The sequence below is a fragment of the Nocardiopsis sp. LDBS0036 genome (assembly GCF_041228755.1).
Classification (GTDB): domain Bacteria; phylum Actinomycetota; class Actinomycetes; order Streptosporangiales; family Streptosporangiaceae; genus Nocardiopsis; species Nocardiopsis dassonvillei.
Map to the genome: position 1 here is coordinate 6,011,288 of NZ_CP141103.1, position 26,517 is coordinate 6,037,804.

A 26,517-nucleotide genomic window follows, 5' to 3' on the forward strand; every position below is an offset into this window, starting at 1 on the left:
CAGTTGTGACCAACGAAACGCCGTCCATTCGACAGGTGGTCCGGCTGCTCCCCGACACGGGGCCGGTCAGCCGCGGCGAGGTCGCCTCGGCCCTGGAGCGGCTGGACGCGCCCCCCGACTACCTGGACCAGGCGGTCGCCCACCTCGCCCGGATCGGTGTGGAGGTCGCGGGCCCCGAGGACACCGGTTCCGAGGACCCCGGCCCCGTCGCCGACGGCGGCAGGCGCTCCGGGTCGGACCTGGTCCGCCTCTACCTGCGCGAGATCGGCCGGGTACCGCTGCTGAGCGCCGAGCAGGAGGTCGAACTGGCCAAGGCGGTCGAGGTCGGCCTCTACGCGCAGCACTGCGCGCCCGTGGAGGGCGTGCGCACCGCCGAGGAGCTGGCCTGCCTGGTCGAGGAGGGGCGGCGGGCCAAGAGGAGTCTGATCGAGGCCAACCTGCGCCTGGTGGTCTCCATCGCCAAGAGGTACATGGGCCGGGGCCTGCTCCTGCTCGACCTCGTCCAGGAGGGCAACCTCGGCCTGATCCGCGCGGTGGAGAAGTTCGACTACGGCAAGGGCTTCAAGTTCTCCACCTACGCGACGTGGTGGATCCGCCAGGCCATCACGCGGGCGATCGCCGACCAGGCGCGCACGATCCGCATCCCCGTGCACATGGTCGAGACGATCAACAAGGTCGTCCGGGTCCAGCACCAGCTGCACCAGCAGCTCGGCCGCGAACCCAGCGTCGAGGAGATCTCCTCGGCCGCCGGGTTCGTCGGCCAGCGCGTCGTGGAGATCCAGCGCATCGCCCGGGAGCCCGTCTCGCTCCAGTCGCCCATCGGCGAGGAGGAGTCCGACTTCGGCGACTTCATCGAGGACTCCGACGCGGTCGCCCCCGTCGAGGCGGCGGCCTTCACCGTCCTCCAGGAGCAGCTGGGGGCCATCCTCGGCGGCCTGTCCGACCGCGAGCGGCGCATCATCCGGCTGCGCTTCGGGATGGCCGACGGCCACCCGCACACGCTGGAGGAGGTGGGGCGCGAGTTCGGGGTGACCCGTGAGCGCATCCGCCAGATCGAGGCCAAGACCCTGGCCAAGCTCCGCCACCCCTCGCGGGCCGGGAGCCTGCGCGACTTCATCCGCACCGACTGAGCGGGGGCGCGGGGCGTTCGACGGCGCCGGACCGCGTTCGGACGGTCGGCGGTCACCACCAACGCGTGGGCCGCCCCCGGGGTTCCCGTCCGGCGGACGGTCGGCCTGATGTGGCCGAACCGGTGTCGACCCGCCGCATCCGACGCGCTCGGCGTCTAACGTCGTGGGTGTGAGAACCACGCCAGCCCCGCCGGACGGCGCGTCGCCCCCGCGGCGCCGACCCCTGCTCGTCCTGGGCGCGGTCGTGGCCGCCGCAGTGCTGATCACGGGGGTCTTCGTGGCCGCGACCGGAAGGAACCCCGAGCGCCTCGGGTACTTCGCCGACTGGAACGTGGCCAACCGCGGCTACACCGTCAAGGAGCTGGAGGACAGCGGAGCCCCCGAGCACCTGACCCGCCTGATGTGGGCGTTCGGCGACATCAGCTCCGGGGGCCTGTGCCGCATCCCGGGCACCCACGACCAGCCCTGGGAGCTGTACCAGCGGCGCTACGACGCCGACGAGAGCGTCAGCGGGCGGGCCGACGAGTACGAACAGGAGCTCGCGGGCAGCCTCAACCAGCTGCGCCAGCTCCAGGAGAGGCACCCCCACCTGAGGGCCAGCCTGTCCCTGGGCGGCTGGAACTGGTCCACGCACTTCTCCACCGCGGCCCGCACCCCCGAGTCCCGGGAGGCCTTCGTGGCCTCCTGCCTGGACCTGTGGCTGCGGGGAGACCTGCCGGTGTTCGAGGACGAGCCGCAGGGCGGCGACGGGGCGGCGGCCGGGATCTTCGACGGCATCGACCTGGACTGGGAGTGGCCCGGGGGAGCGGGTCACCCGGACAACGTGGAGCACCCCGACGACGCGGCCAACTTCACCCTCCTGGCGGCCGAGTTCCGCCGCCAGATGGACGCGCTGTCCCGGGAGACCGGCGAGGAGTACGTCCTGTCCGCGTCGCTGCCCGGAGGGGCCGCGGCCAGCCAGGCCTACGACGCGCGGGTCTTCGAGTACCTGGACTTCGCCACCGTGCAGGGCTACGACTTCGCCGGCCCGTGGAGCGAGCGGACCGCCTACCACTCCAACCTGTACACCTCCGACGCCGACGCCAACAGCGTCGACCGGGCCGTGCGGCGCTACGTGGACCTGGGCGCGCCGCCGGAGCGGCTCGTGATGGGCGTTCCGGCCTTCGGCCGCGGCTGGCGGCTGGAGGACCCCTCCGAGCCCGGGCCGGGGCAGCCGGTCGCGGGGTCCGCCGAGGACCGCTACGACGGCCCGACCATGGCCTTCTCCGAACTCCAGGAGATCGAGGGCCCCCGCGCCCTGGACGAGGAGGCGGGCGCCTCCTGGGTCCTGGACGGCGACGAGTGGTGGGCCTACGACAACCCCGAGGTGATCCGCCTCAAGGGCGAGTACGTGCTCGAACGGGGGCTGGGCGGGCTCATGGTGTGGAACCTGGACATGGACCCCCGCGGCGAACTGGTGCGCGCCATGGACGAGTCCCTCGGGGGCTGACCCCCGGGGATGTCCGGCGCGGACACCGGTTCCGGAGGAACCCGGGCACCGGACCCGGCCCCGACCCCGGGCCCCGGCTCCGCGTACCCGACCAGGTTCCCGGTCACCGGCCCCGGTTCCGCGCCCCCGGTCCCCGCCCCCCGTGCCCCCGGCTCCGGACGGCGCGGCGGGGCGGTGCGGCCGGGCAGCGCGGCACGCTTGCGGCGCCGCGGCCGAAGCCGCCACGCTGGCACCATGGCCGACCCGCACAGCACCACCACAGCCCGAACCGACGTCGCCGCCCTGCGCCGCGACCTGGAGAGCCGTGTCCGGGGCACGGTCGCCTTCGACGCGGGCACCCGCGCCCTCTACACCTCCGACGCCTCCAACTACCGCAGGGTCCCGCTGGCCGTGGTGGTCCCCGAGACCGTCGAGGACTGCGTGGCGGCGGTCCGCGCCTGCGCCGAGCACGGTGTGGCGATCGTGCCCCGGGGCGGCGGCACCTCCATCGCGGGCAACGCCATCGGTACCGGCGTCGTCATCGACACCTCCCGCCACCTGCGCGCCATAGAGCACATCGACCCCGTGGCGCGCACCGCCACGGTGCAGCCCGGTGTCATCCTCGACGACCTGCGCCGCGCCGCCGCCGAGCACGGGCTCACCTTCGCCCCCGACCCCTCCACCCACAGCCGCTGCACCGTGGGCGGCATGGTCGGCAACAACGCCTGCGGCTCCCACTCGGTCGCCTGGGGCACCACCGCCGACAACATCGTCTCCCTCGACGTGCTGCTCAGCGACGGGACCCGGCTCACCGTCGGCTCCAGCGACGGCGACGAGGAGCACCGCGCCCTGGCCGCGCGCCCCGGACGCGAGGGACAGATCCACGCCGCCCTCGCCCGCCTCGTGGACGCCCACCGCGCCGAGCTGCGCACCGCGATGCCCGACTTCCGCCGCCGCGTGTCCGGCTACTCCCTGGACCGCCTGCTGCCGGAGAAGGGCCGCGACGTCGCCGCCGCCCTCGTGGGCACCGAGGGCACCTGCGTGTTCGTCCTCGGCGCCACCGTGCGCCTGGTCGAGTCGCCGCCAGCCCGCGCCCTGGCCGTCCTCGGCTACCCCGACGCCCCCGCGGCCGCCGACGCCGTCCCCGACCTGCTCGGCCACGGCCCGCTCACCGTCGAGGGCATCAACCACCGCATGGTCGCCTCCCTGGACCGGTTCGGCTCCGGCTCGCGCGTACCGCTGCCCGAGGGCGGGGCCTGGCTCCTGGTGGAGGTCGCCGGGGAGGACCCCCAGGACGCCGCCGACGCCGCGGAGGGCATGCTCGCCGCCCTGTCGGGCGCCTCCCGCCCCCGTGACGCCCTCGTCGTCTCCGACCCCGCCCACCAGAAGGCGCTCTGGCGCATCCGGGAGGAGGGCGCCGGGCTCACGCAGCGCACGCCCTCGGGGGCCGAGGCCTGGTCGGGCTGGGAGGACGCCGCGGTGCCGCCCGAGAACCTGGGCGACTACCTGCGCGACTTCGAGGCGCTCATGGAGCGCCACGGCCGCTTCGGCGTGGTCTACGGCCACTTCGGCGACGGCTGCCTGCACGTGCGCATCGACTTCGAGCTCACCACCGAGCGGGGACGGCGCGAGTACCGGGAGTTCATGGAGGAGGCCGCCGACACCGTGGTCCGGCACGGCGGCTCCCTGTCGGGCGAACACGGCGACGGCCAGGCGCGCTCGGAGCTGCTGGCCCGCATGTACCCGGCCTCCCTCATCCGCGCCTTCGGCGAGTTCAAGCGGATCTGGGACCCCGCCGGCCTCATGAACCCCGGCGTCATCGTCGATCCGCTGCCGCTGGACGCCGACGTCCGGGTGGCCGCCGTCCCCGGCCCCTCCGGTCCCGGCCCGGTGCTGCCGCTGCTCTCGCGGGCCGAACTGGCCTACCGCGAGGACGGGGGCGACCTCGCCAAGGCGCTGCGCCGCTGCTCCGGGGTGGGCAAGTGCCGCCGCCAGGAGGGACCGGGCGTCATGTGCCCCAGCTACCAGGTCACCCAGGAGGAGAAGCACTCCACCCGCGGCCGCGCCCACCTGCTGTTCGAGATGGCCAGCGGCGACGTCATCACCGACGGCTGGCGCTCGGAGGAGGTGCGCGAGAGCCTGGACCTGTGCCTGTCCTGCAAGGGCTGCCTGAGCGACTGCCCGGTCAACGTGGACATGGCCTCCTACAAGGCCGAGTTCCTGCACCAGCACTACCGGGGCAGGATCCGCCCGGCCGCCCACTACTCCATGGGCTGGCTGCCCCTCTGGGCGCGCCTGGCCGCGCTCGCCCCGGCCGAGGCCAACCGGGCCGCCCGGCTGCCGGGGGTGTCGCGCCTGGCCAAGAGGGTCGCGGGCGTGGCCGCCCAGCGCGACCTGCCCTCGTTCGCCCGCACCACCTTCACCCGCGCCTTCCGTCGGCGCGCCGCGCGCGGGCGGGCACGCGTCGGCGGACCGAGGGTGGTGCTGTGGCCGGACACCTTCGGCAACCACCTCAACCCGAACGTGCCCGCGGCCGCCGTGCGCGTGCTGGAGGACGCCGGGTTCACCGTGGTGCTGCCCCGGGGGCAGGTGTGCTGCGGCCTGACGTGGGTGTCCACCGGGCAGTTGGACACCGCCCGCGCGGTGATGCGCCGCGCGGTGCGGGCGCTGGAGCCGCTGGTGGAGGAGGGGCTGCCCGTGGTGGGCCTGGAGCCCAGCTGCACCGCCGCGCTCCGCCACGACCTGGTCGAGCTGCTCCCGGGGGAGCGCAGCGAGCGGGTGGCCGCGGCCGTGCACACCCTCGCGGGCTTCCTCAACGAGTACGCGCCGGACTGGCGGCCGCCCCGGATCGCGGCCTCGGCCCTGGCGCAGGTGCACTGCCACCAGCACGCGGTGATCGGCTTCGACGCCGACCGCGAGCTGATCGCCCGCGCGGGGATCGACGGAGAGGTGCTGGACTCGGGCTGCTGCGGGCTGGCGGGCGACTTCGGGTTCACCGAGGGCCACTACGAGGTGTCCGCGGCCATCGGCGAACGCGAGCTGCTGCCCCGCGTGCGCGGCGCCTCCCCGGACACGCTGGTGCTGGCCGACGGCTACAGCTGCCGCACGCAGATCGAACAGGGGGCGGGCCGTCGGGCGCTGCACCTGGCCGAGGTGCTGGCGCGGGGGCTGGCCGAACGCGACGCACGGGAGTCGGCCGGGCGACCCGACCGTGTGTGACTCCTGACGTGTCCTGGGAGGCGTGTGACCCTGCCGACACCCCCGGCGGGTTCCCGCAGTTCCGGGCCCTCCGGGGGACGCGTCCGGCCGGTGGCCCGGAGGCTGAGCCTTTCGTCGGACCGCGTCCGTGGCTAGGGTGACCGTGCGTTCCGGCGCGGGCCCCGCCCGTGACCCCCTCCGCGTCCCGCGGACCGGGCGCGAGCACCTACCGTAGGCGTCGTCCCGCCCGCGCGGCGGGACCGCCGACCACCAGGCGGCGGAACACCCCACCGCCGCAGAACGGGGTTCCTCCATGTCCACACCCACCGGACTCCGCGCGGCCGCGGCCGTCGGACTGACGGCGCTCCTGGCCGCGGGCTGCGCGAGCCAGGGCGGAGGCGAACTCGCCTCGTCCACCTCCTCCACCGCGGGCACCGCCGACACCGCCGCCGAGGCGGCCGCCTTCGAGGGCTTCCCCGAGGGGGCGTTGGACTACCAGCTCGGCGCCTCCTACACCCCGCCCCCGGGCGTGGGCACGGTGGTGCGCGACTCCACCTCCGAGCCGGCGGAGGGGATGTACTCCGTCTGCTACGTCAACGGCTTCCAGACCCAGCCCGGCGACCTGGAGTGGTGGCTGGAGGAGCACCCGGACCTGATCCTGCGCGACGCCTCGGGCGAGCCCGTCATCGACGAGGACTGGGACGACGAGCGCCTCCTGGACACCTCCACCGAGGACAAGCGCTCCGGCATCGCCGCCGTCCTCGGCGAGACCATCGCCGACTGCGCGGACAAGGGCTTCGACGCGGTCGAGTTCGACAACCTCGACTCCAACCTGCGCTCCCAGGGCCTGCTCACGATCGACGACAACCTCGCGCTGGCCGCCGAACTGGTCGAACTCACCCACGGACACGGCATGGCCGCGGGCCAGAAGAACGCCGCCGAGGACACCGAGCGCGGCAGGGAGGAGGTCGGCTTCGACTTCGCCGTGACCGAGGAGTGCGCGGTGTGGAACGAGTGCGAGGCCTACACCGGCGTCTACGGCGACGCCGTCCTGGCGGTGGAGTACCCCCACGCGCTGGAGGAGGCGGGGATGACCTTCGAGGAGGCCTGCGCGGCTCCGGGCGCGCCCTCCCGGATGATCCTGCGCGACCTGGACCTGGTCGGCCCCGAGCACGGGGACTACGTCTTCGACGTCTGCTGACCGGTTCCGGTCACCCGGCGCCGGGCGGACGGGGCCGTCCCGCCGCCCGGCACCGGCCGGGCGGCGAGGGGCCCTCGGACGCGGCTCACACGCCCATCTGGTCGTGGAGGGCGTCCAGGGAACGGGAGACGGCGTCGGGCAGGCGGGGGTCCCCCTGGTCCACCCCCTCGCCCAGATGGATGCGCCAGGCCACGTCGGCGCCGCCGGGCGGCCGCCGCGCCACCAGGCGAAAGCCCGTGGAGGAGTCCGGATCGGGGAAGGGCACGAAGCGGTTGACCAGGATGGTCGCGGTGACCCGCTCGGAGACGGTCTCGGCCAGGCGGCGGTAGTCCACGCCGTCCGCGTCCGGGTCCGAGCGCAGCCGCACCGTGTGCTCGCCCGCGCCCTCCTCCATGAAGGTGAAGGCGTCGGGGCTCCAACTGGCCTGGTCGATGTCCTGCCAGGGCACCGCGCGCCCGTCGGGCAGGTGCAGGGCCCGGGTGGTGGCGGCCAGGACGGGCGCCGCCTCCCCGGCCGGAGAGACGACGGGCGCGTGGGCCAGCACGCGCTCGCCCCGCTCCAGCCGGGCGCGCAGCGCGGCGGGTACGCGCCGGGAGAACAGGGCCACTAGCGGTTCCCGCCGTTGCCGGGGGAGCCGTTCTCCTCCGGAGGCTGGGTGCCGTTGGACCTGTGGCTCTCCCACTCGACGAGTTCGATCTCCTCGTCGGTGGGCCGCGCGAGGAAGTCGCGCACGGACGTGACCGGCATCTTGTCCACGGCCTTGTCGTAGACGGTGCGGCCCGCGTTGCTGACCTGGGCGCCGACCAGGCCGGCGACCTCCTGGACGACCGGGCTGTCGGCCACCTTGCGCGCGGTGCGCGCGAGCTGCTCGTAGCGGGCCCTGCCCGCCCGTGCTCCCAGGACGTAACCGATGGCGAGTCCGGCGGCGAACGTGATCCGGTAACGCATGGTCTACCTCTTCACCCTTTGGAGACGATCGGCGTGATCCGTGCTCGACGTTACCCCGTCGCGACCCCGCCACACATGCCGACACCGGTCACGAGCACTCCGCGGGGACGCTACGCTTGATGTGTCGCCGCGGCCCCGCCGCGGGGCGCACGCCATCCCGCGTAGCTCAATCGGCAGAGCAGCCGGCTGTTAACCGGCAGGTTATTGGTTCGAGTCCAATCGCGGGAGCGCCCGGAGGGCCCGTCGGAAGCATCCGGCGGGCCCTCGGTCTTTCGGGTGGTCGGGCGGGTGAACGGAGCCGGTGCGCAGGGGCGGAAACACGTCGCGAGCACCCTTCGGAAGGCGCTAGGCTAGGGGACGTCGCCGAGCCCCCGGGGTTCGGGGACCAGCGCGATCCCGCGTAGCTCAATCGGCAGAGCAGCCGGCTGTTAACCGGCAGGTTATTGGTTCGAGTCCAATCGCGGGAGCGGCGGGACAGGGTCCTTCCCCCACACGGGAGGGGCCCTGTCCTTTTTTGTGCCCGGCCTTCGGGCGCACAGAAAGTACCGGTGTCCACAGAAGGCACTGCGATTCCCCGAATCCCAGGCACCCCTGCCATCTCACGCGTCCGCGCCCGCGCGCCTGGCTTCCGAGGGTATTCCGGAAGACTTCCGTTACTCCACTGGAAAAAGCCGAAAAACCTTCCTGCCATGGAGCCTCGCACCACCGGTTCCGGCCCGAGACCCCCGCCTCCACCGTAAGTCCGCGGGCCGCTCCCGCCGCCGAGCACAACGGCGCCGACTGCGCGGTGCCCGACCCCGGCCACCCGGCCGCCGACCCCCTGCTTCCCGACCCCTTCACCAGCCTGGGCGGCACCCGCGTCTCCACCCTGGAGGAGTGGGAGTGCCGCCGGGCGGAGATCCACGAACTGGCGGAGCGCTCCGTCTACGGGGACAGACCCGCGTCGCCCGACAGCGTCACGGGCGCGGTCGCCTCGTCCGGCATCACCGTGAACGTGACGGACCGGGGACGCAGCACCAGCTTCTCGGCGTCGGTGGACCTGCCGAGCCGTTCGGGCCCCTTCCCGGCCGTCATCGTCTACGGCGGGTTCGGGGCGGCCACGGCCGCCATCAACGCTGCGGGTGCCGCCGTCATCAGCTACGACCCCTTCGCGGTCGGGGCCGAGGGCACCTCGCGGGGCGACAAGCGGGGCGCGTTCTACGACATCTACGGCTCATCCAGCGGTACGGGGCTGCTCATGGCCTGGGCCTGGGGCGCCAGCCGCGTCATCGACGTCGTCGAGCAGTCGGGCGGCGGCGTCCTCCGGGCGGACGCGACCGGTGTCACCGGGTGCTCGCGCTACGGCAAGGGCGCCCTCGCGGCGGGCGCGTTCGACCAGCGCATCGACCTGACCATGCCGATCGAGTCGGGCACCGGCGGTGTCCCCGCCTTCCGCGCGGTCGCCCGGGAGAGCGGAGCCCGGCCCCTGAGCAGCGCCTACGGCGAGCAGCCGTGGCTGGGGGACGCCTTCGGCTCCCACACGGGCGACCGAGCACGCTGCCGGTGGACACACACCAGATCCTGGGCATGATCGCGCCGCGCGGGCTGTTCGTCATGGACAACCCCCACATCGACTGGCTGGGTGCCCGCTCCGGGAGTGTGGCGGCCCTGGGCGGAGCGCAGGTGTACCAGGCGCTCGGCGCCCAGGACAACATCAGCTACTGGGCCGACGTCCAGGACGGCACCCACTGCGCCGCCAGGCCCGAATGGCGGGCCCCGCTGCGACAGAGCATCGAGGCGTTCCTGCACGGGACGGGCGAGGCCCCCGGCGCGCTCCGGCCCGCCGGGGCGGGCTCCGCGGCGGACGGGACGTGTGCCGGGTCCCGGTCGGCAGGTGCCGACGGGGAGCAGGGGGACGGCACGCGCGTGGACGCCGGATCCCCGGTACACCGGGGCGTTCGGCGGTGACGGCGCGTGTGGGCACCGGGCCCGGTCCGACCGGCTTCCCGGTCGGCCGGGACGGCGGCATGGCCCGTTGGGCGGGACCGCGCTCGGAGGGCAGTGGCTCGGGGGCGGCACGCGCCCGGTCATCGGCGAGGAGAGCGGCACCGGGTCCGCGCCCGTGTTCTGGGGCGCCATCCGTCGGTGCCGGGGCGGCCGGGACGCCCCGCCGGACATCCACCGTCCGCGCCAGCGGTTCGGGGCCGCTGGAGTACTCCGAGGGTTCCCGTGGTCGGGACACGGGACCGCTCGGTGTCGGGGCCACTGGGCTGAGCGGCCCGGTGTGCGCGGTGGCGGACCTCGCCCGCTGCCGGTCCGGGCGGCTGCGACGCGGGGCGGAGGTAACGCCTCAGATTCCGGCGACGCCGCCGATGAGCAGTCGGCGGTTGCGCTGGGGCATCTGGTAGCAGCCGGGCACCGGCGGGGCCACGGGCAGCGTGCGCCACCGCTGGACCTCGATCACGCCGGGTTCGGCGACGCGCCAGCCCTCGAAGAAGTCGAGGATGGCCCGCCGCGAGCGCCAGCGGCCGGACCGCAGGCGTTCGGCGAACACCTGCTCCAGCTGCTCGGCCCGCGCCGCGTCCTTGGGGAAGACGGCGGAGTCGGGACGGCAGTAGTGGCTGAGGACCATGTGGCTGCCGGGAGCCAGGGCGTCGCGCAGGGCGGCTATGTGCTCGGCCGGGTGGTCGGCGTCGGAGGTGTGCGTGACGGCACCGGCGAGCAGCAGGCCGACGGGCTCGTCCAGGTCGAGGAAGCTCCGGGTCTCGGAGCTGTCCAGGAGCCTGTCCGGGCGGGTGAGCGAGGCGCGCACCGCGGTGGTGGTGCGCCGGTCGCGGAGCAGGGCGAGGTGGTGGGTCAGGACCACAGGGTCGTCGGTGGCGTAGACGACGCGCGCGCGGGGGTCGCTCTCGTGCGCGATCTCGTGCGGGTCGCCCGGTGCGGGCAGTCCCGCGCCGAACTGGATGAACTGCCGGATGCCCAGGTCCGCGCACAGGTGGCGGACGGCGCGCTGGAGGAAGGCCCTCTCGCCCAGCACGAGGTCCTGGAACCCGGGCGCGGCCCGCTCGGCGCGGCCGGCCAGGTCCCGGTCCGCCTCGAAGTGGTCCTTGCCCTTGAGGTGGAAGGAGTGCAGCCGGGCCACGCTGGGCCGGGTCAGGTCAACGGCGGGCGGTGGGTGGGCGCGGACGTGTTTGCCCCCCGCCTGCCTCAGGAAAGGGGGGGAGGTGAATCGAGACATCGCCGTCCTCTTGTCTGAGGTGGGAAGAGTGGTCGACCACTGGATTGTATTCCGCGTGAGAGGTGTTGTTAACCGAGTCACAGACTCCGGTCATAAAAATCGGTGTTCGCGATGCCCGGGAAGTACTGCGGGGTGTGGCGAAGGGTGGTCCTGGGTGGGCTAGGAGTTATATACCTAATGTCCATTATGGGAGGAATCAGGGTGAGGACTCGGAACCCGTAAGCCCGTGGCTACGGGCTTCCCGGGTTTCGTGAGTGCGCGTGTGTGACAGTGGAGACGTGTGGGTACGGGTGGTTGTGTCCCGTCCCCGGAGCGTGAGCGCGGGCTCCTCCGCCGTGCGGGAACGGAGAAAAGCGTTCCCCGCGCATATCGGAGGGAAATTCCGCGCACGCAGTCGCCACCTGCGGGAATTCCTTGCCGTGCCCAGGAATGCGGCGCGACCGGTGAACGGTGGAGCGGCGGGCCGAAAACACCGGAACGCCGTTGGGACGCCGGCCCTCCCGACCGCCGACCCTTCCGGTCGCGGGCTCCCGCGGACGCGGGCGCTCCCCGAGCGCGGACCGCCCGGCTCCGCGCCGTGGCCTAGCCTGGGGCCATGGACCGCCCGTACACCATCCTCAGCTGCGCCATGTCGGTCGACGGACGCATCGACGACACCGGGCCCGAGCGGCTGCGCCTGTCCAACGAGGCCGACTTCGCCGAGATCGACGAACTACGGGCGGAGTGCGACGCCATCCTCGTCGGCGCGGGCACCCTGCGCGCCGACAACCCCGGGCTGTTGGTGCGCTCCCCGCTGCTGCGCGAACGCCGCCGGGAGCGCGGGCGCACCGCGCACCTGCTCAAGGCCCTGGTCACCCGCAGCGGCGAGTTCGACCCCGCGGCCCGCTTCTTCTCCACCGGGGACGCGGGAGCCGTCGTCTACACCGGCGGGGCGGGCGTGGACACCGCCCGGCGCGCGCTGGCCGACCGGCCCGCCGCGGACCCGCCCGCCGAGGTCGTGGACGCCGGGGACCCGCCCACCGTCCGGGCCGTGCTGGCCGACCTGGCCGACCGGGGCGTCGGCCGCCTGCTGGTCGAGGGCGGCGGGCACATCCACACGCTCTTCCTCACCTCGGGGCTGGTCGACGAGCTCCGGTTGGCGGTGGCCCCCTTCCTGGTGGGGCAGGAGGACGCCCCGCGCTTCGTCGTGCCCGGCGCCTTCCCGCAGACCCCCGACGCGCCGATGCGGCTGGTGGAGGCCAGGGCGCTGGGCGACGTGGCGGTCCTGCGCTACCGGCTGGACCGGGGAGCGCGCGCGTGAGCGCCGGTCCGCCCCCCGCCGAGGGGGAGTCCGACGCCCGGTGGCTGCGCCGCACCGTCGAGCTGTCCCGCTCCTGTCCGCCCTCGGACACGGCGTTCTCGGTGGGCTGCGCCGTGGTCGCCGCCGACGGCACCGTCCTGGGCGAGGGCTACTCGCGCCGCGACGACCCGCACGACCACGCCGAGGAGGCGGCCCTGCGGGAGGTGGACGCCGACGACCCCAGGCTGGCCGGAGCCACCCTGTACTCGTCCCTGGAACCGTGCAGCTCCCGTGCCTCCCGGCCGCTGTCCTGCTCGGCGCTGATCCTGGCCACGCCCGTCGCGCGCGTGGTGTTCGCCTGGCGGGAGCCCTCCGTGTTCGTGGACTGCGACGGCGCCGAGCGCCTGCGCGCGGCGGGCCGGACGGTCGTGGAGCGGCCCGACCTGGCCGACGGCGTGCGCGAGGTCAACGCCCACCTGCTGGGCTGAGCGGGAGCCCGGTGGAGGGCGGCCGCGTCATCTGAGCTTGCCCGCGTAGGAGTACAGGCGGCGCGTCCGGGCCTTGGTCTCCTCGTCCTCGTAGGGGTTGGTGACGCGGGCGTGCACCGCTCCGGAGAAGTCGTCCCACTGCTGGGCGCTCATCCGGGGCGCCCTGGCGTCGAGGTGGCGCATGGCGACGGGCTCCTCCATCTCCAGGAGCCTGTCGAGTTCGTCGCTGGCCGACACCGACCTGGCGAGGGAACCGGCGACATCGCGGACCCTTCCGGCGAACTCCTCGTCCCTGGACATCCGGCGGGCGACGTAGGCGGCGGCCGCGGCGCCTCCCGCGGCGACGGCCCAGGCGATGAGGGGGAGGGGCATGGTCGAACCTCCTGTGTGTGAAGGTCCGCACGACCGCTGGGACGGGAGGGGTCGGCGGGCAGGGGAGCGGGTCCGGCGGCGCCGGACCCTGTGCCGTCCTTTCTACCCGCCGGAGGCGGCCCGACCCGGGTTGTCCACAGGCCGGATCCGGCTGTGGCGCGGCCCGGGTCCGGGGGTGTTCCCTTGGTACAGGGGGCCCATCCCCGGAGACGGCATGGGCGTGCCCGAAAACGGCCCTTCCCCGAGGACCGTCCGCCCCTACAGCCGGTCCACGTCCGCCACGTGCACCACCGCGCGCCCCTCGGCGTCGGACGCGGCCAGGTCCACCTCGGCGCTGATGCCCCAGTCGTGGTCGCCCGCCGGGTCGGCGAAGATCTGGCGGACCCGCCACAGCTCCGGCTCCCGCTCGATGAGCAGCATCGCCGGGCCGCGCGCGTCCGGCCCGGTCCCGATCGCGTCGTGCTCCTCGAAGTAGGCGTCCAGGGCCTCCTCCCAGGCCTCGGCGTCCCACTCCCCGTCCTCGTCCAGCCGCCCCAGTTCGTCGTGGCGGCGCAGGGCGGCCAGCTCCACGCGGCGGAACATCTCGTTGCGCACCAGCACCCGGAACGCCCGCTCGTTGGTGGTGACGGGCCGCACCTTCTCCTCGGCGGCGGCCGCGTCCTCCGGCACCTCCGCCTCGGGGTTGGTCAGCTGCTCCCACTCGTCCAGCAGGCTGGAGTCCACCTGGCGGACCAGCTCGCCCAGCCACTCGATGAGGTCGCGCAGCTCCTCGGTCTTGGCGTCGTCGGGCACCGTCTGGTTGAGCGCCTTGTACGCGCTGGCCAGGTAGCGCAGCACGAGCCCCTCCGAGCGGGCCAGTTCGTAGAAGCCCACGTACTCGGTGAAGGTCATCGCCCGCTCGTACATGTCCCGGGCCACCGTCTTGGGCCGGAGCGGGTGGTCGCCCACCCACGGGTGGCCGCGCCGGTACACCTCGTAGGCGTGGCTGAGCAGCTCCTCCAGCGGCTTGGGGTAGTCGACCTCCTCCAGCCGCTCCATGCGCTCGTCGTACTCGATGCCGTCCATCTTCATCTGCTGGACGGCCTCGCCGCGCGCCTTGTTGAGCTGGGCGCCCAGGATCTGCCGCGGGTCGTCCAGGGTGGACTCCACCACGCTGAGCACGTCCAGCGGGTACGTGGGCGACTCCTTGTCCAGCAGGTCCAGCGCGGCCAGCGCGAACGTGGACAGCGGCTGGTTGAGCGCGAAGTCGGCCTGGAGGTCCACGGTCAGCCGCGCGGTGCGCCCCTGCGCGTCGGGCTCGGGGAGCGCCTCCACGATCCCGCCGTCCAGCAGCGACCGGTAGATGGCGATGGCCTCGCTGATGTGGCGGCGCTGCCTGGGGCGGTCGTCGTGGTTCTCGGTGAGCAGGTGCTTCATGGCCGGGAAGCAGTCGCCGGGGCGGGCGATCACGCTCAGCAGCATGGCGTTGCTGACCCTGAACCGCGAGGTCAGGGGCTCGGGGTCGGACTCGATCAGCTTGGTGAAGGTGGCCTCGTCCCAGGAGACGAACCCCTCCGGGGCCTTCTTGCGCACCACCTTGCGCCGCTTCTTGGCGTCGTCGCCGACCTTGGCGAGCGCCTTCTCGTTCTCGATGACGTGCTCGGGGGCCTGGGCCACCACGTTGCCCACGGTGTCGAACCCGGCCCGGCCCGCGCGCCCGGCGATCTGGTGGAACTCGCGGGCGCGCAGGCGGCGCACGCGCACCCCGTCGTACTTGCTCAGCGCGGTGAACAGCACCGTGCGGATGGGCACGTTCACGCCCACGCCGAGGGTGTCGGTGCCGCAGATGACCTTGAGCAGCCCCGACTGCGCCAGGCGCTCGACCAGGCGCCGGTACTTGGGCAGCATGCCCGCGTGGTGCACGCCGATGCCGTGCCGCACGTAGCGGGACAGGTTGCGGCCGAACTTGGTGGTGAAGCGGAAGTTGCCGATCTCCGCGGCGATCGCCGCCTTCTCCTCCTTGGTGCACATGTTGATGCTGGTCAGCGACTGCGCGCGCTCGACCGCCTGCGCCTGGGTGAAGTGCACGATGTACACGGGGGCGTTGCCGCTGCCGAGCAGCTCCTCCAGCGTCTCGTGCAGCGGGGTGACCCGGTAGTCGTAGTAGAGGGGGACGGGGCGCTCGGCCGAGGACACCACGGCGGTGGAGCGCCCGGTGCGCTTCTCCAGGTCCTCCTCGAAGCGGCTGACGTCGCCCAGGGTGGCCGACATCAGCAGGAACTGCGCCTGCGGCATCTCCAGCAGCGGCACCTGCCACGCCCACCCGCGGTCGGGCTCGGCGTAGAAGTGGAACTCGTCCATGACGACCGTGTTGATGTCGGCGTTCGCGCCCTCGGCCAGGGCGATCTGGGCCAGGACCTCCGCCGTGCAGCACACGATGGGCGCGTCGGCGTTGACGCTGGCGTCGCCGGTCATCATGCCGACGTTGTCGGTGCCGAAGATCTTGCACAGGTCGAAGAACTTCTCCGACACCAGCGCCTTGATGGGCGCGGTGTAGAACGCGCACTCGTCGCGGGCCAGCGCGGCGAAGAGCGCGCCGGTGGCCACCATGCTCTTGCCCGAGCCGGTGGGGGTGTTGAGGATGACGTTGGACCCGGAGACGACCTCGATGAGGGCCTCCTCCTGGTGCGGGTAGAGGGTGAGGCCCCGCTCCTCGGCCCACAAAGCGAACGCCTCGAAGAGGGAGTCGGGTTCTGGTTCGGCCGGAAGCACATCGATGAGACTCACAGTCTCTATACTGCCTGCTTCCCGGCCCCCTTCGGGACGCTGGCCGCGGCGCGCGACGTCCGGGGCCCCGCGACGGCGACGGGCGCACCCCGCGCGGGGTGCGCCCGTCGTGTCACCGGTCTCGCGGTGCGCGTCTCGGCGGTCAGACCAGGCCGAGCTGCTTGACGGTGTCGCGCTCCTCGACCAGCTCCTTGACGGAGGCGTCGATGCGTGCGCGGGAGAAGTCGTCGATCTCCAGGCCCTGCACGATCTCCCACCTGCCGCCGCGCGAGACGACGGGGAAGGAGGAGATGATGCCCTCGGGCACGCCGTAGGAGCCGTCGGAGGGGATGGCCGCGGAGGTCCAGTCGCCCTCGGGGGTGCCGTTGACCCAGTCGTACACGTGGTCGACGGCGGCGTTGGCGGCGGAGGCCGCCGAGGAGGCGCCCCGGGCCTCGATGATCGCGGCGCCGCGCTTGGCGACGGTCGGGATGAAGTCGTTCTCCAGCCAGGCCTGGTCGCCGACGGCCTTGGCCGCGTTGGCGCCGTTGACCTCGGCGTGGAACACGTCCGGGTACTGGGTGGCGGAGTGGTTGCCCCAGATGGTGAGCTTCTTGATGTCGTTGATCGACACGTCGAGCTTCTTGGCGAGCTGGGTGAGCGCGCGGTTGTGGTCCAGGCGGGTCATCGCGGTGAAGCGCTCGGCCGGGACGTCGGGGGCGTGGCTCTGCGCGATGAGGGCGTTGGTGTTGGCGGGGTTGCCCACCACCAGCACGCGGATGTCGTCGGCCGCACCGGCGTTGATCGCCTCGCCCTGGGGCTTGAAGATGCCGCCGTTGGCCTCCAGCAGGTCGCCGCGCTCCATGCCCTTGCCGCGCGGGCGGGCGCCGACCAGCAGGGCGACGTTGGCGCCCTGGAAGGCCTGGGTGGCGTCGTCGAAGATGTCGATGCCCTGGAGCAGCGGGAAGGCGCAGTCGTCCAGCTCCATCGCCGTGCCCTCGGCGGCCTTGACGGCCTGCGGGATCTCCAGCAGGCGCAGCTTCACCGGGGTGTCGGCGCCGAGCAGCTGGCCGGAGGCGATCCGGAACAGCAGCGCGTAGCCGATCTGGCCGGCGGCGCCGGTGACGGTGACGTTGACGGGTGCTTTGGACATGACGTGAACTCTCCCTGACGACGTTTCGCGACCCGCGATGCTCACAACGGGTTCGACGCGGCTTCGGTACCGGGCGCTGGGGGCCGTCCAGGCTCGCGCCGCACCTCACCACCCTAGACCGCGCGCTCCCGCGTGCCGTGACCCAGGTGCGCGCTACGTGTCCCCGCGCCGTCCCGGGCGGGCGGCCGGGAGGTCCTGTCCGTTAACGGATTTAGGGCGGGGAAACGTCGGACCCACCCTGTTAGGATGGCGTTTGCCGATCACGGCGGGCCGGTAGCTCAGTTGGTTAGAGCAGGGGACTCATAATCCCTGGGTCGCGGGTTCGAGTCCTGCCCGGCCTACCCTCTCCGAACACGAAAAAAGCGCCTCCCACCTGTGCATACAGGCAGGAGGCGCTATCGCTTTCCCTACGGTTGGCTACGGGCTTCTACGGCCCCGTCCGGTCGGCCACGGGGAATACACGTTGAAGTTTCAGAAGCCCTCGAACCCGGCTGCCGCCCGGCCGGCGGCGCCGTTCCGCGGCGCGGCGGCCGTCCGTTCCCGCCAAAGGCGCCGGACACGCGCGCCACGTGCCCCGCCGTCCCCGCACAGCCCCCCGTGACCCGCCGCCTTGCGGGTGCGGGCCGGGTCGGCGGCGCCACGGGCCCAGGGGCGCGGCGTCCGTTCTTCGTTTGTGTTTTGTCTACTTATAGGGCCTTTGGTATGTTCCTTCCCTCCGGGGAAGTCCTCACTGCGGTATCCGAATAACGGACGTCCGATTTCCCGGGCTGACATCGGACGAATATGGCGGCACTCCTGCCCGAATCCGAAGCTCCTGCGCGTTTTCCCGTTCCGTGCAGGTCGCAGGCCATACGACCCGCCGTCCAGTACATCCCGGAACCTCCGCGCCCGGCGGTGGCCGCTCGTTTACACTGGCGGCCGCTCCGAGGGGCGCGGTGGTCCACGTCTCAACAACCACGGCGCGCCCGGCGGCGTCCGACAGTCGGTGGACAGATGCATGCGGGGGGAGAGGCGAGCGTTGGGAGCGGACGGCACACGGCTGCGCGGAACCCACCGGCACGGGGTGGGCCTCCATCCCCGTCTGCTGTACGCCCTGGCCGCGGCGGCCGTGGCGGTGCTCCTCGTGGTCGTGGTCAACACCGCCGTCTCCCGGGACGACGGCACCGGGCCCTCCGAGTCCAGGGAGCAGGCCGTCCCCGCGGTGAACGCGGTCCCCTTCAGCGGTCTCGTCGACCGGATCGGCGTCTCCCGGGACACCTCCGTCGCCACCGTCGACCTCGACGGCTCCGGGAACAGCCTGTCCTCCCAGGCGCTGGCCGCCGCCGGGTGGACGCCCGGCCGCGAGGTGGTCCTGCTCGGCACGCCCATGGAACTGCCCGACTACGCTCCCGGCCGCCCCGACCACCTGGTCTCGGACGGCCAGTTCCTGCGGCTCGCGGACGAGCACTACCGGTCGCTCACCTTCCTGGCCACCGCGACCCGCACCGACGGCATCGAGGCCGAGGTCACCGGAACCGGCCGCGTGGTCTACGCCGACGGCCGGGAGCAGGAGTTCACCCTGTCCGTGCCGCACTGGACCGCCGGACCCGCGAGCGAGGCCGCGCTCACCCTGCCCTACGCCAACTCCGCGCGGCACGCCGGCCCCAGTCCCACCCTCGGCGCGGCGCGCCTGTACGCGCGCGGCGTCACGGTCGACCCCGCCCGTGAGATCTCCCACGTGGTGCTGCCCGAGACCGCCGACGAGGCGGGCCGCATCCACGTGTTCTCCGTGGGCGGGCGCGCCGCGGAGACGGAGTGGACGGGCACCTGGGCGCGCGCCACCTCCGGCTACATGGAGGTCGGGCCCTGGCGGGACCAGACCCTGCGGCTGTCGGTGCGCACGACCACCGGCGGCCACACGGTCCGCATCCGCCTGGACAACACCTTCGCGGCCGCCCCCGTCACCGTGGGCGCGGCCTCCGTCGCGCTGCGCGGAAGCGGCGCGGCCTCCCGCGGCGCCGCGGTCCCGCTCACCTTCGAGGGGCGCTCCGACACCGTCATCCCGGCTGGGGGACAGGTGTTCAGCGACCCCGTCGAGATGCTCCTGCCGCCGCAGACCGACGTGCTGGTCAGCATCCACCTGCCCGAACGGGTGACCACCGCGCCGGTGCACTACGCCTCGGTGGACACCAACTACACCAGCGCGCCCGGAAGCGGCGACCTGACCCTGGACACCACGGGGGAGCCGTTCACCGGCCGGGTCGCGCAGTGGCCCTTCCTCACCGCGGTGGAGGTCTCCGGGGGGCCGGGCGCGATCGCCGCCTTCGGCGACTCCATCACCGACGGGATCCGCTCCACCCCCGACGCCCACGCCCGCTGGCCCGACGTGCTCAGCGCCCGCCTGTCCGAGCGGCCGGGGCTGCCCAACCCGGGCGTGCTCAACCTCGGCGTGGCCGGGAACCACGTGATCCGGGACGGCTACCCGGGTGAGGGCGTCTCCACCAACCCCACCGGGGTGGCGCTGACCCACCGGGTGCACCGGGACGTGCTGGCCCAGAGCGGGGTGAACACCCTGGTCGTCTTCGCCGGGATCAACGACCTGCGCTGGAGCACCCCGCCCGAGTCGGTGATCGCCGGGATCGAGGAGATCACGGGGCTGGCCCGCGAGAACGGCATGCGGGTGTTCGTGGCCACGCTCGGCCCCTGCGGGGGCGAGGCGCGCTGCACCGAGGAGGTCGACCGGGCCCGCCAGCAGGTCAACGACCACCTGCGGGCGCGGGCGAACGATCCCCTGTCGCCCTTCGACGGCGTATGGGACTTCGACGCGGTTCTGCGCGACCCGCAGGAACCCAGCCGCATGCTGCCCGCCTACGACTCGGGCGACCACCTCCACCCGGGGGACGCCGGACTGCGCGCGCTGGCCGAGTCCGTGGACCTCTACCAGCTCGTCGGCGGCTAGCGCCGGCCGCGGGAGCGCGTGGCCCGCCCAGGCCGTCCGGTCAGCGCGGGCACCCCAGGTGGTGGTGGATCACGAGGTCGACGTAGACGGCGCCGAGGTCGTCCAGGCTCAGCCCGGCCCCGGGGTCGTACCAGTGCAGCAGGGAGTCGAAGGTCTCCAGCACGTCGTCGGCGACCCGCCCCGGCTCGCGCACCCCGAAGTCCCCGCGGGTCACGCCGTCCAGGATGATGCCGCGCACGTGCTCGCGGTACGCCCGGGTCAGGGAGGTGATCTCGCGGTGGCGGGCCGGGTGGATGGCGCGCAGCACCGGCAGCAGCTCGTGCCCCAGCGCGGTCGCCGCGCGGTGCCGCCAGCCGGTCTCCACGTGCCGCCTGACCAGCGTCGACATGCGTTCTGTCGCGGGTCGGTCCGGCCGGTCCGCGGCCAGCTGCCCGTGCACCCGCTCCCGGGTGGAGCGCAGCACCACGGCGTAGGCCAGGTCCAACCGGGTGGGGAAGGCGCGTCTGAGCGCGGCGGGGGCGGTCCCGGTCTCGGCCGAGATCCGGGAGGTCAGTTCGGACATCGCCAGGCCTTGTGAGCCGTGCTGGGCGAACAGGTGCGCCGCGCAGTCCAGGACGGGGGCCGTGGTGCGGAGCGCGTGAGGGGATGTGTCGGCCGTCATGTGGTGTCTCATCGCTCGGAGTACGCCCCCGGAGAGGGGGAGGGCGTGCGGTCTTCGGCGGATCGGTTCCGCGACCCCCGCTCTCAGACCGGACCGGCGGCCGGTGCCCGCCGCTCACGGCTGCTGGTCAGCGACACCAGGTCCTCGATCCGCTCGGTGGCGAGCGCGTCCACGCCCATGCCCACCACGCGCGCCATCTCGGGGAAGTCGTTCACCGTCCACGCCGTGACGAGGTGGCCGCGCAGGTGTGTCTCCGAGACCAGGTCCCGGGTCAGCAGCGTGTAGTGCATGCCGAGGAAGGTCGGACGCAGGGTCCGCACCACGTCCTCGGGCGGCGGCCCCGGCTTGTCCCAGGCCAGCATCAGCCGGGCCTCGGAGCTGCAGCCCCGCAGGGCGTCGAGGGTCTCGGTGGAACCGGTGAAGAGCACCTGGTCGCCGAACCCGCGCGCCCGCAGCAGGCTGTCCGCCGCCAGCGCCGCCTCGGGCGTGCCGGCGTCCACGAGCAGGGGAGGGGGAGCGTCGCCGGTGTACTCGGCGAGCACCTCCATCAGGGTGGGCACGCGGTGCTCCACGTCGTCGCGGGCGGCGGCGATCTCGGCCAGGGTCAGCTCCCCCACGGGGCGGGGCGGGGAACCGGGAAGGGCCATGAGTCGTTCGTCCACCAGGACGGGATAGCCGTCGGAGGTGAGGTGGACGTCGATCTTGACCAGGTCGGCCCCGGCACGCGAGGCTGAACGCAGGGCCGGGAGGGTGTTTCCCGGGAAGCGTGCGGTGTCTCCGCGCAGTGCGATGGACAACGTCATGTGGTCAAGGGTGGCAAAGACTTCCGCTTTACGTGGTGCAAACAGGAAAAACGCCCGCCGGGGGCGGGCGCGGACGGGCGTGCGGCGCCCCGCGCGGCCCGGTGCCGCCGTTACGTGGCGTCGCGATTGCGAGCGGACTCACGTCGTCGGGGACGCCGACGGGGTGCGGCGAGCTGGGAAACTTTGTTACACGGCGTCGTGACCGCACGGTGCCCCATGACCGTCCCTGGAGTGTGAGGCGAACGATGATTCCGGACCAGAGACGAGAGCACATCCTCAAGCTCCTTCAGGAGCGCCACGTGCTGAGCATCAACGAGCTCACGTCGATGCTGTCCGTGTCCCACATGACGGTCCGGCGTGACATCCAGGCGCTGGAGAACGACGGCAAGGTGCTGTCGGTCACCGGGGGGGTGCGGCTCGCGGCGCGGCTCAAGAGCGAGCCCTCCTACCTGGCCAAGGCCCAGCTGGAGGTACCCGCCAAGCGGGCCATAGCGCGCGCGGCGGCCGACCTGGTCCGGGAGAACTTCACCATCTACCTGGACGCGGGCACGACCACGCTGCAGATGGTCCCCCTGCTCACCGACAAGGTCGGCCTGACCGTCATCACCAGCGACTTCAACGTCGTGGGCCACCTGATGGAGTACCCGGGGATCGAGCTGATCCACACCGGCGGGGTGGTCTCGCACTCCGACCACTCCTCGGTCGGGCGCTTCACCGCCGACTTCCTGCGCCAGGTGAACGTCGACCTGGCCTTCATCGCCAGCAGCTCCTGGGACGCCGAGCGCGGCTCGACCACGCCCTCCGAGGCCAAGGTGGTCGCCAAGCAGGCGCTGCTGCGGATCGCCTCCAAGAGCGTGCTCACGGTCGACAGCACCAAGTACGGCAAGTTCGGCACCTTCAGGGTGGCCAGCCTGGAGGAGTTCGACCTGATCATCACCGACGACCGGCTCCCGCGCTCGGCCGTGGACGACCTCGCCGAGCGCGACGTGCGCCTGAAGCTGGTCGAGGTGGAGTAGAGGGGGCGCCCACCGGGCGCCCGGCGGCTCGGGGCCGCCCGAGTCCGCCGTTCATCGCCTGGTCGGCGGCGTGCACGGCCGAGGCCCCGGCTACGGCTCCACGCGGCTCAGTCCTCGTCGGCGTCGAGCTCCGCGTGGGCGAACAGGGCCAGTTCGGTGCCGTCCGGGTCGTAGAAGAGCAGGGTGGAGCCCTCCTCGCCGTGCATCACCGGGGAGTGCTCCACGTCCATCTCCGCGAAGCGCTCCTCCCAGGCCTCCAGTTCGCCCAGGTTCTCCACGCCCAGGGTGAGCCGGTCCAGGCCGCAGTGCCTGCGGTCGAACCTGCCCTTGAAGTTGTCGCGATGCTGGATGAGCGCCAGCAGCAGCCCGGAGGCCGGGTGCTGGCACTCGGTGCGCCGTGTGCCCTCGTGGTCGCTCTTGCCGAGGACCCGGAAACCCAGGACCGTGCGGTAGAAGCGCACACTCTCGTCGCGGTCGCGGACCGACAGGGTGACGCGGGCGAGCCCGTTGAGCTGGGGCACGGGCACCTCTCTGCGGCGGGGGCCGATGGTGGCCAGTAGATCGAGCACGATCATCGAGCCTAGGTCGGAGTCAGAATGATGGGTTCCTCTTTAACGCGGGTTTAACGCCTGATGTTCCCCGAATCACCCCGACACGCTCCCTGACCTCCCCGGTCACCCCTCTCCGACGCCCGGAGCGGAACGTGTCACCGTCGCCGGAGAGGACGGTTCGCCGCGCACGTACCAGCGGGCGCGCATCACCAGGACGGTCACCGCGAAGGAGACCAGGCCGCCCAGCGTGGCCAGCACGAACGCCCCCTGGTGGCCGTGCGCGTCGGCGAGGACGCCCGCGACCGACGACCCCAGCGCCTGGCCCAGGATCAGGCAGCTCAGGATGACGGCCATCGACTGCGACAGGCGGCTGGCCGGGGCGGCCCTCTCGATCAGCCCGAACAGGCTCACGATGTGCGGGCCGATGGCGGCGCCCAGGACGAAGATGGCCACCGCCAGGGCGGCCGCGCCGTGGGCCGCGTACAGCGGCAGGGTGAGCAGGAACAGCGCGCCCGCCGCGATCCGGGCCCGCGCCGTGAGCGGGAAGCCCACGGGGACGGAGGCCATCAGCAGGCCCGCGACGGCGCTGCTGGTGCCCATCACCGCGTACATCAGCCCGGACAGGTCCCCGTGCCCGGAGGCGGCGGAGAAGGCGGTCACGCCGGTGGACATGCCGCCGAAGAACAGGCCCTGGCAGAACATGGGGACGGCCAGCACCAGCAGCGCGGGCGTGGCGATGCGGCCCCCGGCGCCGCGCACCGGCGGGGTTCCGGGCGGCGCGGTGGGGTGCAGGGCGAACACGGTCCCGAACACGCCGATGAGCACGGCCGCGCCCAGCACGCTCGCCGCCGGGGAGAGCGTCACGGTGAGCAGGCCCACCAGGGCGGGGCCCAGGACGAACGCGGCCTCGTCCAGCACGCCCTCGACCGACATCGCCGCGGACACCGACCGCTCGCGCTCCTCGCCCCGGTGCGGCCCCCGACGGATGAGCACCACCCAGCGCGTACGCGCCATGGGGCCGATCTGGGGCATGCACAGACCCGCCGCGGCGGCGAGCACGGCCAGGACCGGGGCGGAGGCCTCCGCCAGGACGGCGGTCACGAGCACGGTGATGAGCACGGCGTCCACGAGCGAGGTGACCAGCACCGGTACGCGCTGCCCGCGCCGGTCGGCGAAGCGGGCGATGACGGGCCCGCCCACGGTCTCCCCGAGCGCGAAGGCGCCGGTCACCGCACCGGCGGCGGCCACGCTCCCGGTCGTGGTGGTGACCAGGGTGAGCAGGCCGATCAGGGACATGGAGATGGGCAGGCGGGCGAGGAAGGTGCTCAGGAGCAGCGGCCACCCGGCGATGTGGTGCATGCGTCGCAGCGTGTCCAAAGGTGACATCCGGCCCCTGTCCGCGGTCGTGGTCGCCCACCCCGGCTCCCGGCACGGCCGTATGGCTCGGGCCGTCGCGGAAGGGCCAAAATTCATCCCATGATATGGCCGTCGTCGGCGGGCGGGGCCTTCCGGCGCCCGGGTGGGGGCTTTCGGGGCCCCGGCGGATCCCCCGGTACCCGTGCGGGGACCTCCGTGGCCCCGGCGGGCCCCGCGGTGCTCCCACCGGGCGCGCCGAGCGGGGGCGCGCCTGTCGGAGGGGGTGGCCCCACCCTGACTTTCGACGGTGCCGCCGACCCGCCCCCGGTGTGTAGGTTCACCGGCATGGACCTCTCCGTACCGCGCGCGGGCCTCCGGCGTGCGCTGACCCCGCTCGGGGGGTGGCCCACCCGGGGCGCCGTCTGGCGCGACGTGCTGTTCGGGGCCGCGATCGCCGTCCTGTGCCTGGGGGAGATGCTCATCCGCTGGCGCGCCGGTGAGACGTCGGCCGCCGAGGCGCTCACCACCGCGTCCGCCGCGGTGGCGCTGACCGCGCTGACCGTGGTGCTCTGCCGCCTCTACCCGCTGCTCGCCCTGACCGTGGCGCTGCTCGGCTCGTTCTGGGTGTACGGCTTCGGCGTCCTGCTGCTGTGCGTCGCCTACCTGGTGGGCCGCCGCCTCCCCACGGTGTGGTCGGCGCTGGCGCTCTTCACGTCCGTGACCGTCCTGTGGACGGCGGTCGGAGCGCTGCTGTGGCCCGAGGCGCCCGCGGCGTGGCCCGCCACCGTGAGCACCGTCGTGTTCACCCTCGTGCTCCCCTGGCTGGTGGGCGTCTACCGGCGCCAGCACGTGGCCCTGGCCGAGGCCGGATGGGAGCACGCCCGCCAGCTCCAGCGCGAGCACCGCCTCACCGTCGACGAGGCCAGGCTCCGCGAGCGCTCCCGCATCGCCCAGGACATGCACGACTCCCTAGGCCACGAGCTCAGCCTCATCGCCCTGCGCGCCGGGGCCCTGGAGGTCAGCCCCGACCTGGACCAGGAGCACCGCCGCTCCGCGTCCGAGCTGCGGATCACCGCGGTCGAGGCCACCCGCAGCCTGCGGGAGATCATCGGCGTGCTGCGCGCCGACACCGAACCCGCGCCCATGTCCCCCGCGGGCGAGGGCGTTCCCGCGCTGGTCGAGCGCGTCCGCGACTCCGGCATGCGGGTCGTGCTGGTGCGCGACGGGGACACCGGCGGCCTGCCGCCGATGGTGGACCGCGCGGTCCACCGGGTCGTCCAGGAATCCCTCACCAACGCCGCCAAGTACGCCCCCGGCGCCGACGTGACCGTGTGGCTGACCGCGAGCGGGGAGCGGGTGGAGGCCAGGGTCACCAACTCCGCGTCCCCCGAGCCGTGCCCCGACACCGGTCCGGGCGGCAGGCGCGGACTCATCGGGCTGCGCGAGCGCGTCCGCCTGACCGGGGGCTCCTTCGCCGCCGGGCCGAACGGCGACGGCGGCTGGGAGGTCTGCGCGATCATGCCGCTGGACGGCACCGCCGGGGCGGGGCCCGACGAGGACGGGGAGGCGGCCCAGATCGACCAGCTCCAGCTCGCCGCCCACCGCCGGGTGCGCGGCTGGACGATGGCCCTGGCCCTGGTACCGGTCACCGCCGCCGTGGCGCTCGTGCTCGGGCTGGGCTGGATCGGCGTCACGAACATGGAGAGCAGCACCCTGACCCCCGAGGAGTTCGCCGACCTGACCGTCGGCGACCCCCAGACCGAGGTCGAGGAGGCCCTGCCGCCGAACTCGGTGTACATGGACGCGAGCGTCCTGGCGCAGGACGCCGTCCCCCCGGGCGCCACATGCAGCTACTACCGCAGCAACGGCGTGTTCCTCGGCGAGGAGACGGTCTTCTACCAGCTGTGCTTCTCCGAGGGGCGCCTGCTGACCAAGGGCGAGGCGCCGCTACGGTGACCACGCGAACCCGCTGCGGACACAGGGAAGAGGGACA

Annotated in this window: 21 protein-coding genes and 3 tRNA genes; 14 read left to right on the forward strand and 10 right to left on the reverse strand. The window is 73.3% G+C overall.

What is annotated here, in order from left to right; translation table 11 throughout:
• Positions 1-35: 35 nt before the first annotated feature.
• From rpoD to UIS43_RS25570, 4 genes are all read left to right on the forward strand, one after another.
• Entirely contained in the window at positions 36-1,130 is a 1,095-nt protein-coding gene (gene rpoD / locus UIS43_RS25555; protein ID WP_013151814.1) for an RNA polymerase sigma factor RpoD, read from the forward strand.
• A 169-nt stretch (positions 1,131-1,299) separates the two neighbouring features.
• Positions 1,300-2,619 carry a glycoside hydrolase family 18 protein gene (locus UIS43_RS25560; RefSeq protein WP_370011946.1) on the forward strand — a complete coding sequence of 440 codons (1,320 nt, stop codon included), beginning with the start codon at positions 1,300-1,302 and terminating at the stop codon, positions 2,617-2,619.
• A gap of 234 nt (positions 2,620-2,853) precedes the next feature.
• Entirely contained in the window at positions 2,854-5,817 is a 2,964-nt protein-coding gene (locus tag UIS43_RS25565) for an FAD-binding and (Fe-S)-binding domain-containing protein (RefSeq protein WP_117199073.1), read from the forward strand.
• A gap of 292 nt (positions 5,818-6,109) precedes the next feature.
• Positions 6,110-6,997, forward strand: coding sequence for an endo alpha-1,4 polygalactosaminidase (locus tag UIS43_RS25570; protein WP_013151817.1), 888 nt, complete (start codon positions 6,110-6,112; stop codon positions 6,995-6,997).
• Between the two features lie 85 nt (positions 6,998-7,082).
• On the opposite strand, the gene UIS43_RS25575 is transcribed toward UIS43_RS25570, so the two are convergent.
• Entirely contained in the window at positions 7,083-7,604 is a 522-nt protein-coding gene (locus tag UIS43_RS25575; RefSeq protein ID WP_071621590.1) for a hypothetical protein, read from the reverse strand.
• Positions 7,604-7,945, reverse strand: a complete 342-nt coding sequence (locus UIS43_RS25580) for a hypothetical protein (RefSeq protein ID WP_013151819.1) — start codon at positions 7,943-7,945, stop codon at positions 7,604-7,606. The genes UIS43_RS25575 and UIS43_RS25580 overlap by 1 nt, the downstream gene beginning before the upstream one ends.
• A gap of 155 nt (positions 7,946-8,100) precedes the next feature.
• On the opposite strand from UIS43_RS25580, the gene UIS43_RS25585 reads away from it, so the two are divergent.
• The 4 genes from UIS43_RS25585 to UIS43_RS25600 all read left to right on the forward strand — a co-directional run bounded on the left by UIS43_RS25585 (position 8,101) and on the right by UIS43_RS25600 (position 9,892).
• Positions 8,101-8,173 (forward strand) — tRNA-Asn (locus UIS43_RS25585).
• A gap of 166 nt (positions 8,174-8,339) precedes the next feature.
• Positions 8,340-8,412: transfer RNA gene (locus UIS43_RS25590), tRNA-Asn, on the forward strand.
• 320 nt (positions 8,413-8,732) lie between these two features.
• Entirely contained in the window at positions 8,733-9,515 is a 783-nt protein-coding gene (locus UIS43_RS25595; RefSeq protein WP_358455230.1) for a hypothetical protein, read from the forward strand.
• The gene (locus UIS43_RS25600) at positions 9,488-9,892 is read left to right on the forward strand and encodes a hypothetical protein (protein WP_197724871.1); all 405 of its coding nucleotides are present in this window, start codon (positions 9,488-9,490) and stop codon (positions 9,890-9,892) included. Before UIS43_RS25595 ends, UIS43_RS25600 begins: the two co-directional genes overlap by 28 nt.
• Before the next feature lie 382 nt (positions 9,893-10,274).
• On the opposite strand, the gene UIS43_RS25605 is transcribed toward UIS43_RS25600, so the two are convergent.
• Positions 10,275-11,162, reverse strand: a complete 888-nt coding sequence (locus UIS43_RS25605) for an SAM-dependent methyltransferase (protein WP_013151820.1) — start codon at positions 11,160-11,162, stop codon at positions 10,275-10,277.
• Positions 11,163-11,757: 595 nt separating this feature from the next.
• Between UIS43_RS25605 and UIS43_RS25610 the strand changes: the two genes are divergently transcribed.
• A complete protein-coding gene (locus UIS43_RS25610) occupies positions 11,758-12,462 on the forward strand; it encodes a RibD family protein (protein WP_013151821.1) in 705 nt (234 codons plus the stop codon).
• Entirely contained in the window at positions 12,459-12,929 is a 471-nt protein-coding gene (locus UIS43_RS25615; RefSeq protein ID WP_013151822.1) for a dCMP deaminase, read from the forward strand. The genes UIS43_RS25610 and UIS43_RS25615 overlap by 4 nt, the downstream gene beginning before the upstream one ends.
• A gap of 27 nt (positions 12,930-12,956) precedes the next feature.
• Here UIS43_RS25615 and UIS43_RS25620 read toward each other — a convergent pair whose 3' ends face one another.
• The 3 genes from UIS43_RS25620 to UIS43_RS25630 all read right to left on the reverse strand — a co-directional run bounded on the left by UIS43_RS25620 (position 12,957) and on the right by UIS43_RS25630 (position 17,199).
• Positions 12,957-13,301: a hypothetical protein gene (locus UIS43_RS25620; protein ID WP_013151823.1), complete on the reverse strand. Its 345-nt coding sequence runs from the start codon at positions 13,299-13,301 to the stop codon at positions 12,957-12,959.
• A gap of 258 nt (positions 13,302-13,559) precedes the next feature.
• The gene (locus tag UIS43_RS25625; RefSeq protein WP_041552316.1) at positions 13,560-16,052 is read right to left on the reverse strand and encodes an RNA helicase; all 2,493 of its coding nucleotides are present in this window, start codon (positions 16,050-16,052) and stop codon (positions 13,560-13,562) included.
• 157 nt (positions 16,053-16,209) lie between these two features.
• Positions 16,210-17,199 carry a malate dehydrogenase gene (locus tag UIS43_RS25630; protein WP_013151825.1) on the reverse strand — a complete coding sequence of 330 codons (990 nt, stop codon included), beginning with the start codon at positions 17,197-17,199 and terminating at the stop codon, positions 16,210-16,212.
• A 267-nt stretch (positions 17,200-17,466) separates the two neighbouring features.
• On the opposite strand from UIS43_RS25630, the gene UIS43_RS25635 reads away from it, so the two are divergent.
• Positions 17,467-17,540: transfer RNA gene (locus UIS43_RS25635), tRNA-Ile, on the forward strand.
• A gap of 656 nt (positions 17,541-18,196) precedes the next feature.
• Positions 18,197-20,137 (forward strand): GDSL-type esterase/lipase family protein, encoded by a 1,941-nt coding sequence (locus tag UIS43_RS25640; protein WP_370011949.1) that lies wholly within the window; start codon positions 18,197-18,199, stop codon positions 20,135-20,137.
• Positions 20,138-20,177: 40 nt separating this feature from the next.
• On the opposite strand, the gene UIS43_RS25645 is transcribed toward UIS43_RS25640, so the two are convergent.
• Entirely contained in the window at positions 20,178-20,798 is a 621-nt protein-coding gene (locus UIS43_RS25645; RefSeq protein ID WP_013151827.1) for a TetR/AcrR family transcriptional regulator, read from the reverse strand.
• Between the two features lie 83 nt (positions 20,799-20,881).
• Positions 20,882-21,601 carry a glycerophosphodiester phosphodiesterase gene (locus UIS43_RS25650; RefSeq protein WP_370011951.1) on the reverse strand — a complete coding sequence of 240 codons (720 nt, stop codon included), beginning with the start codon at positions 21,599-21,601 and terminating at the stop codon, positions 20,882-20,884.
• A gap of 245 nt (positions 21,602-21,846) precedes the next feature.
• Between UIS43_RS25650 and UIS43_RS25655 the strand changes: the two genes are divergently transcribed.
• Positions 21,847-22,617 carry a DeoR/GlpR family DNA-binding transcription regulator gene (locus UIS43_RS25655; protein WP_013151829.1) on the forward strand — a complete coding sequence of 257 codons (771 nt, stop codon included), beginning with the start codon at positions 21,847-21,849 and terminating at the stop codon, positions 22,615-22,617.
• Positions 22,618-22,724: 107 nt separating this feature from the next.
• Here UIS43_RS25655 and UIS43_RS25660 read toward each other — a convergent pair whose 3' ends face one another.
• A complete protein-coding gene (locus tag UIS43_RS25660; RefSeq protein WP_019606964.1) occupies positions 22,725-23,192 on the reverse strand; it encodes a VOC family protein in 468 nt (155 codons plus the stop codon).
• A 99-nt stretch (positions 23,193-23,291) separates the two neighbouring features.
• Positions 23,292-24,554, reverse strand: a complete 1,263-nt coding sequence (locus UIS43_RS25665; RefSeq protein WP_013151831.1) for an MFS transporter — start codon at positions 24,552-24,554, stop codon at positions 23,292-23,294.
• Positions 24,555-24,869: 315 nt separating this feature from the next.
• Here UIS43_RS25665 and UIS43_RS25670 point away from each other — a divergent pair, with 315 nt between their 5' ends.
• On the forward strand, positions 24,870-26,480 hold the full coding sequence (locus UIS43_RS25670; protein ID WP_358168810.1) for a histidine kinase: 1,611 nt from the start codon (positions 24,870-24,872) through the stop codon (positions 26,478-26,480).
• Positions 26,481-26,517: the final 37 nt, after the last annotated feature.

What these genes read in the sequence shown, in the direction of transcription:
- UIS43_RS25565 (WP_117199073.1), top strand. Translation starts at nt 2,854, where the DNA reads ATGGCCGACCCGCACAGCACCACCACAGCCCGAACCGACGTCGCCGCC.
- UIS43_RS25570 (WP_013151817.1), top strand. Translation starts at nt 6,110, where the DNA reads ATGTCCACACCCACCGGACTCCGCGCGGCCGCGGCCGTCGGACTGACG.
- UIS43_RS25580 (WP_013151819.1), bottom strand. Translation starts at nt 7,945, where the DNA reads ATGCGTTACCGGATCACGTTCGCCGCCGGACTCGCCATCGGTTACGTC.
- UIS43_RS25605 (WP_013151820.1), bottom strand. Translation starts at nt 11,162, where the DNA reads ATGTCTCGATTCACCTCCCCCCCTTTCCTGAGGCAGGCGGGGGGCAAA.
- UIS43_RS25610 (WP_013151821.1), top strand. Translation starts at nt 11,758, where the DNA reads ATGGACCGCCCGTACACCATCCTCAGCTGCGCCATGTCGGTCGACGGA.
- UIS43_RS25620 (WP_013151823.1), bottom strand. Translation starts at nt 13,301, where the DNA reads ATGCCCCTCCCCCTCATCGCCTGGGCCGTCGCCGCGGGAGGCGCCGCG.
- UIS43_RS25630 (WP_013151825.1), bottom strand. Translation starts at nt 17,199, where the DNA reads ATGTCCAAAGCACCCGTCAACGTCACCGTCACCGGCGCCGCCGGCCAG.
- UIS43_RS25640 (WP_370011949.1), top strand. Translation starts at nt 18,197, where the DNA reads ATGCGGGGGGAGAGGCGAGCGTTGGGAGCGGACGGCACACGGCTGCGC.
- UIS43_RS25645 (WP_013151827.1), bottom strand. Translation starts at nt 20,798, where the DNA reads ATGACGGCCGACACATCCCCTCACGCGCTCCGCACCACGGCCCCCGTC.
- UIS43_RS25650 (WP_370011951.1), bottom strand. Translation starts at nt 21,601, where the DNA reads ATGACGTTGTCCATCGCACTGCGCGGAGACACCGCACGCTTCCCGGGA.
- UIS43_RS25655 (WP_013151829.1), top strand. Translation starts at nt 21,847, where the DNA reads ATGATTCCGGACCAGAGACGAGAGCACATCCTCAAGCTCCTTCAGGAG.
- UIS43_RS25660 (WP_019606964.1), bottom strand. Translation starts at nt 23,192, where the DNA reads ATGATCGTGCTCGATCTACTGGCCACCATCGGCCCCCGCCGCAGAGAG.
- UIS43_RS25665 (WP_013151831.1), bottom strand. Translation starts at nt 24,554, where the DNA reads ATGTCACCTTTGGACACGCTGCGACGCATGCACCACATCGCCGGGTGG.
- UIS43_RS25670 (WP_358168810.1), top strand. Translation starts at nt 24,870, where the DNA reads ATGGACCTCTCCGTACCGCGCGCGGGCCTCCGGCGTGCGCTGACCCCG.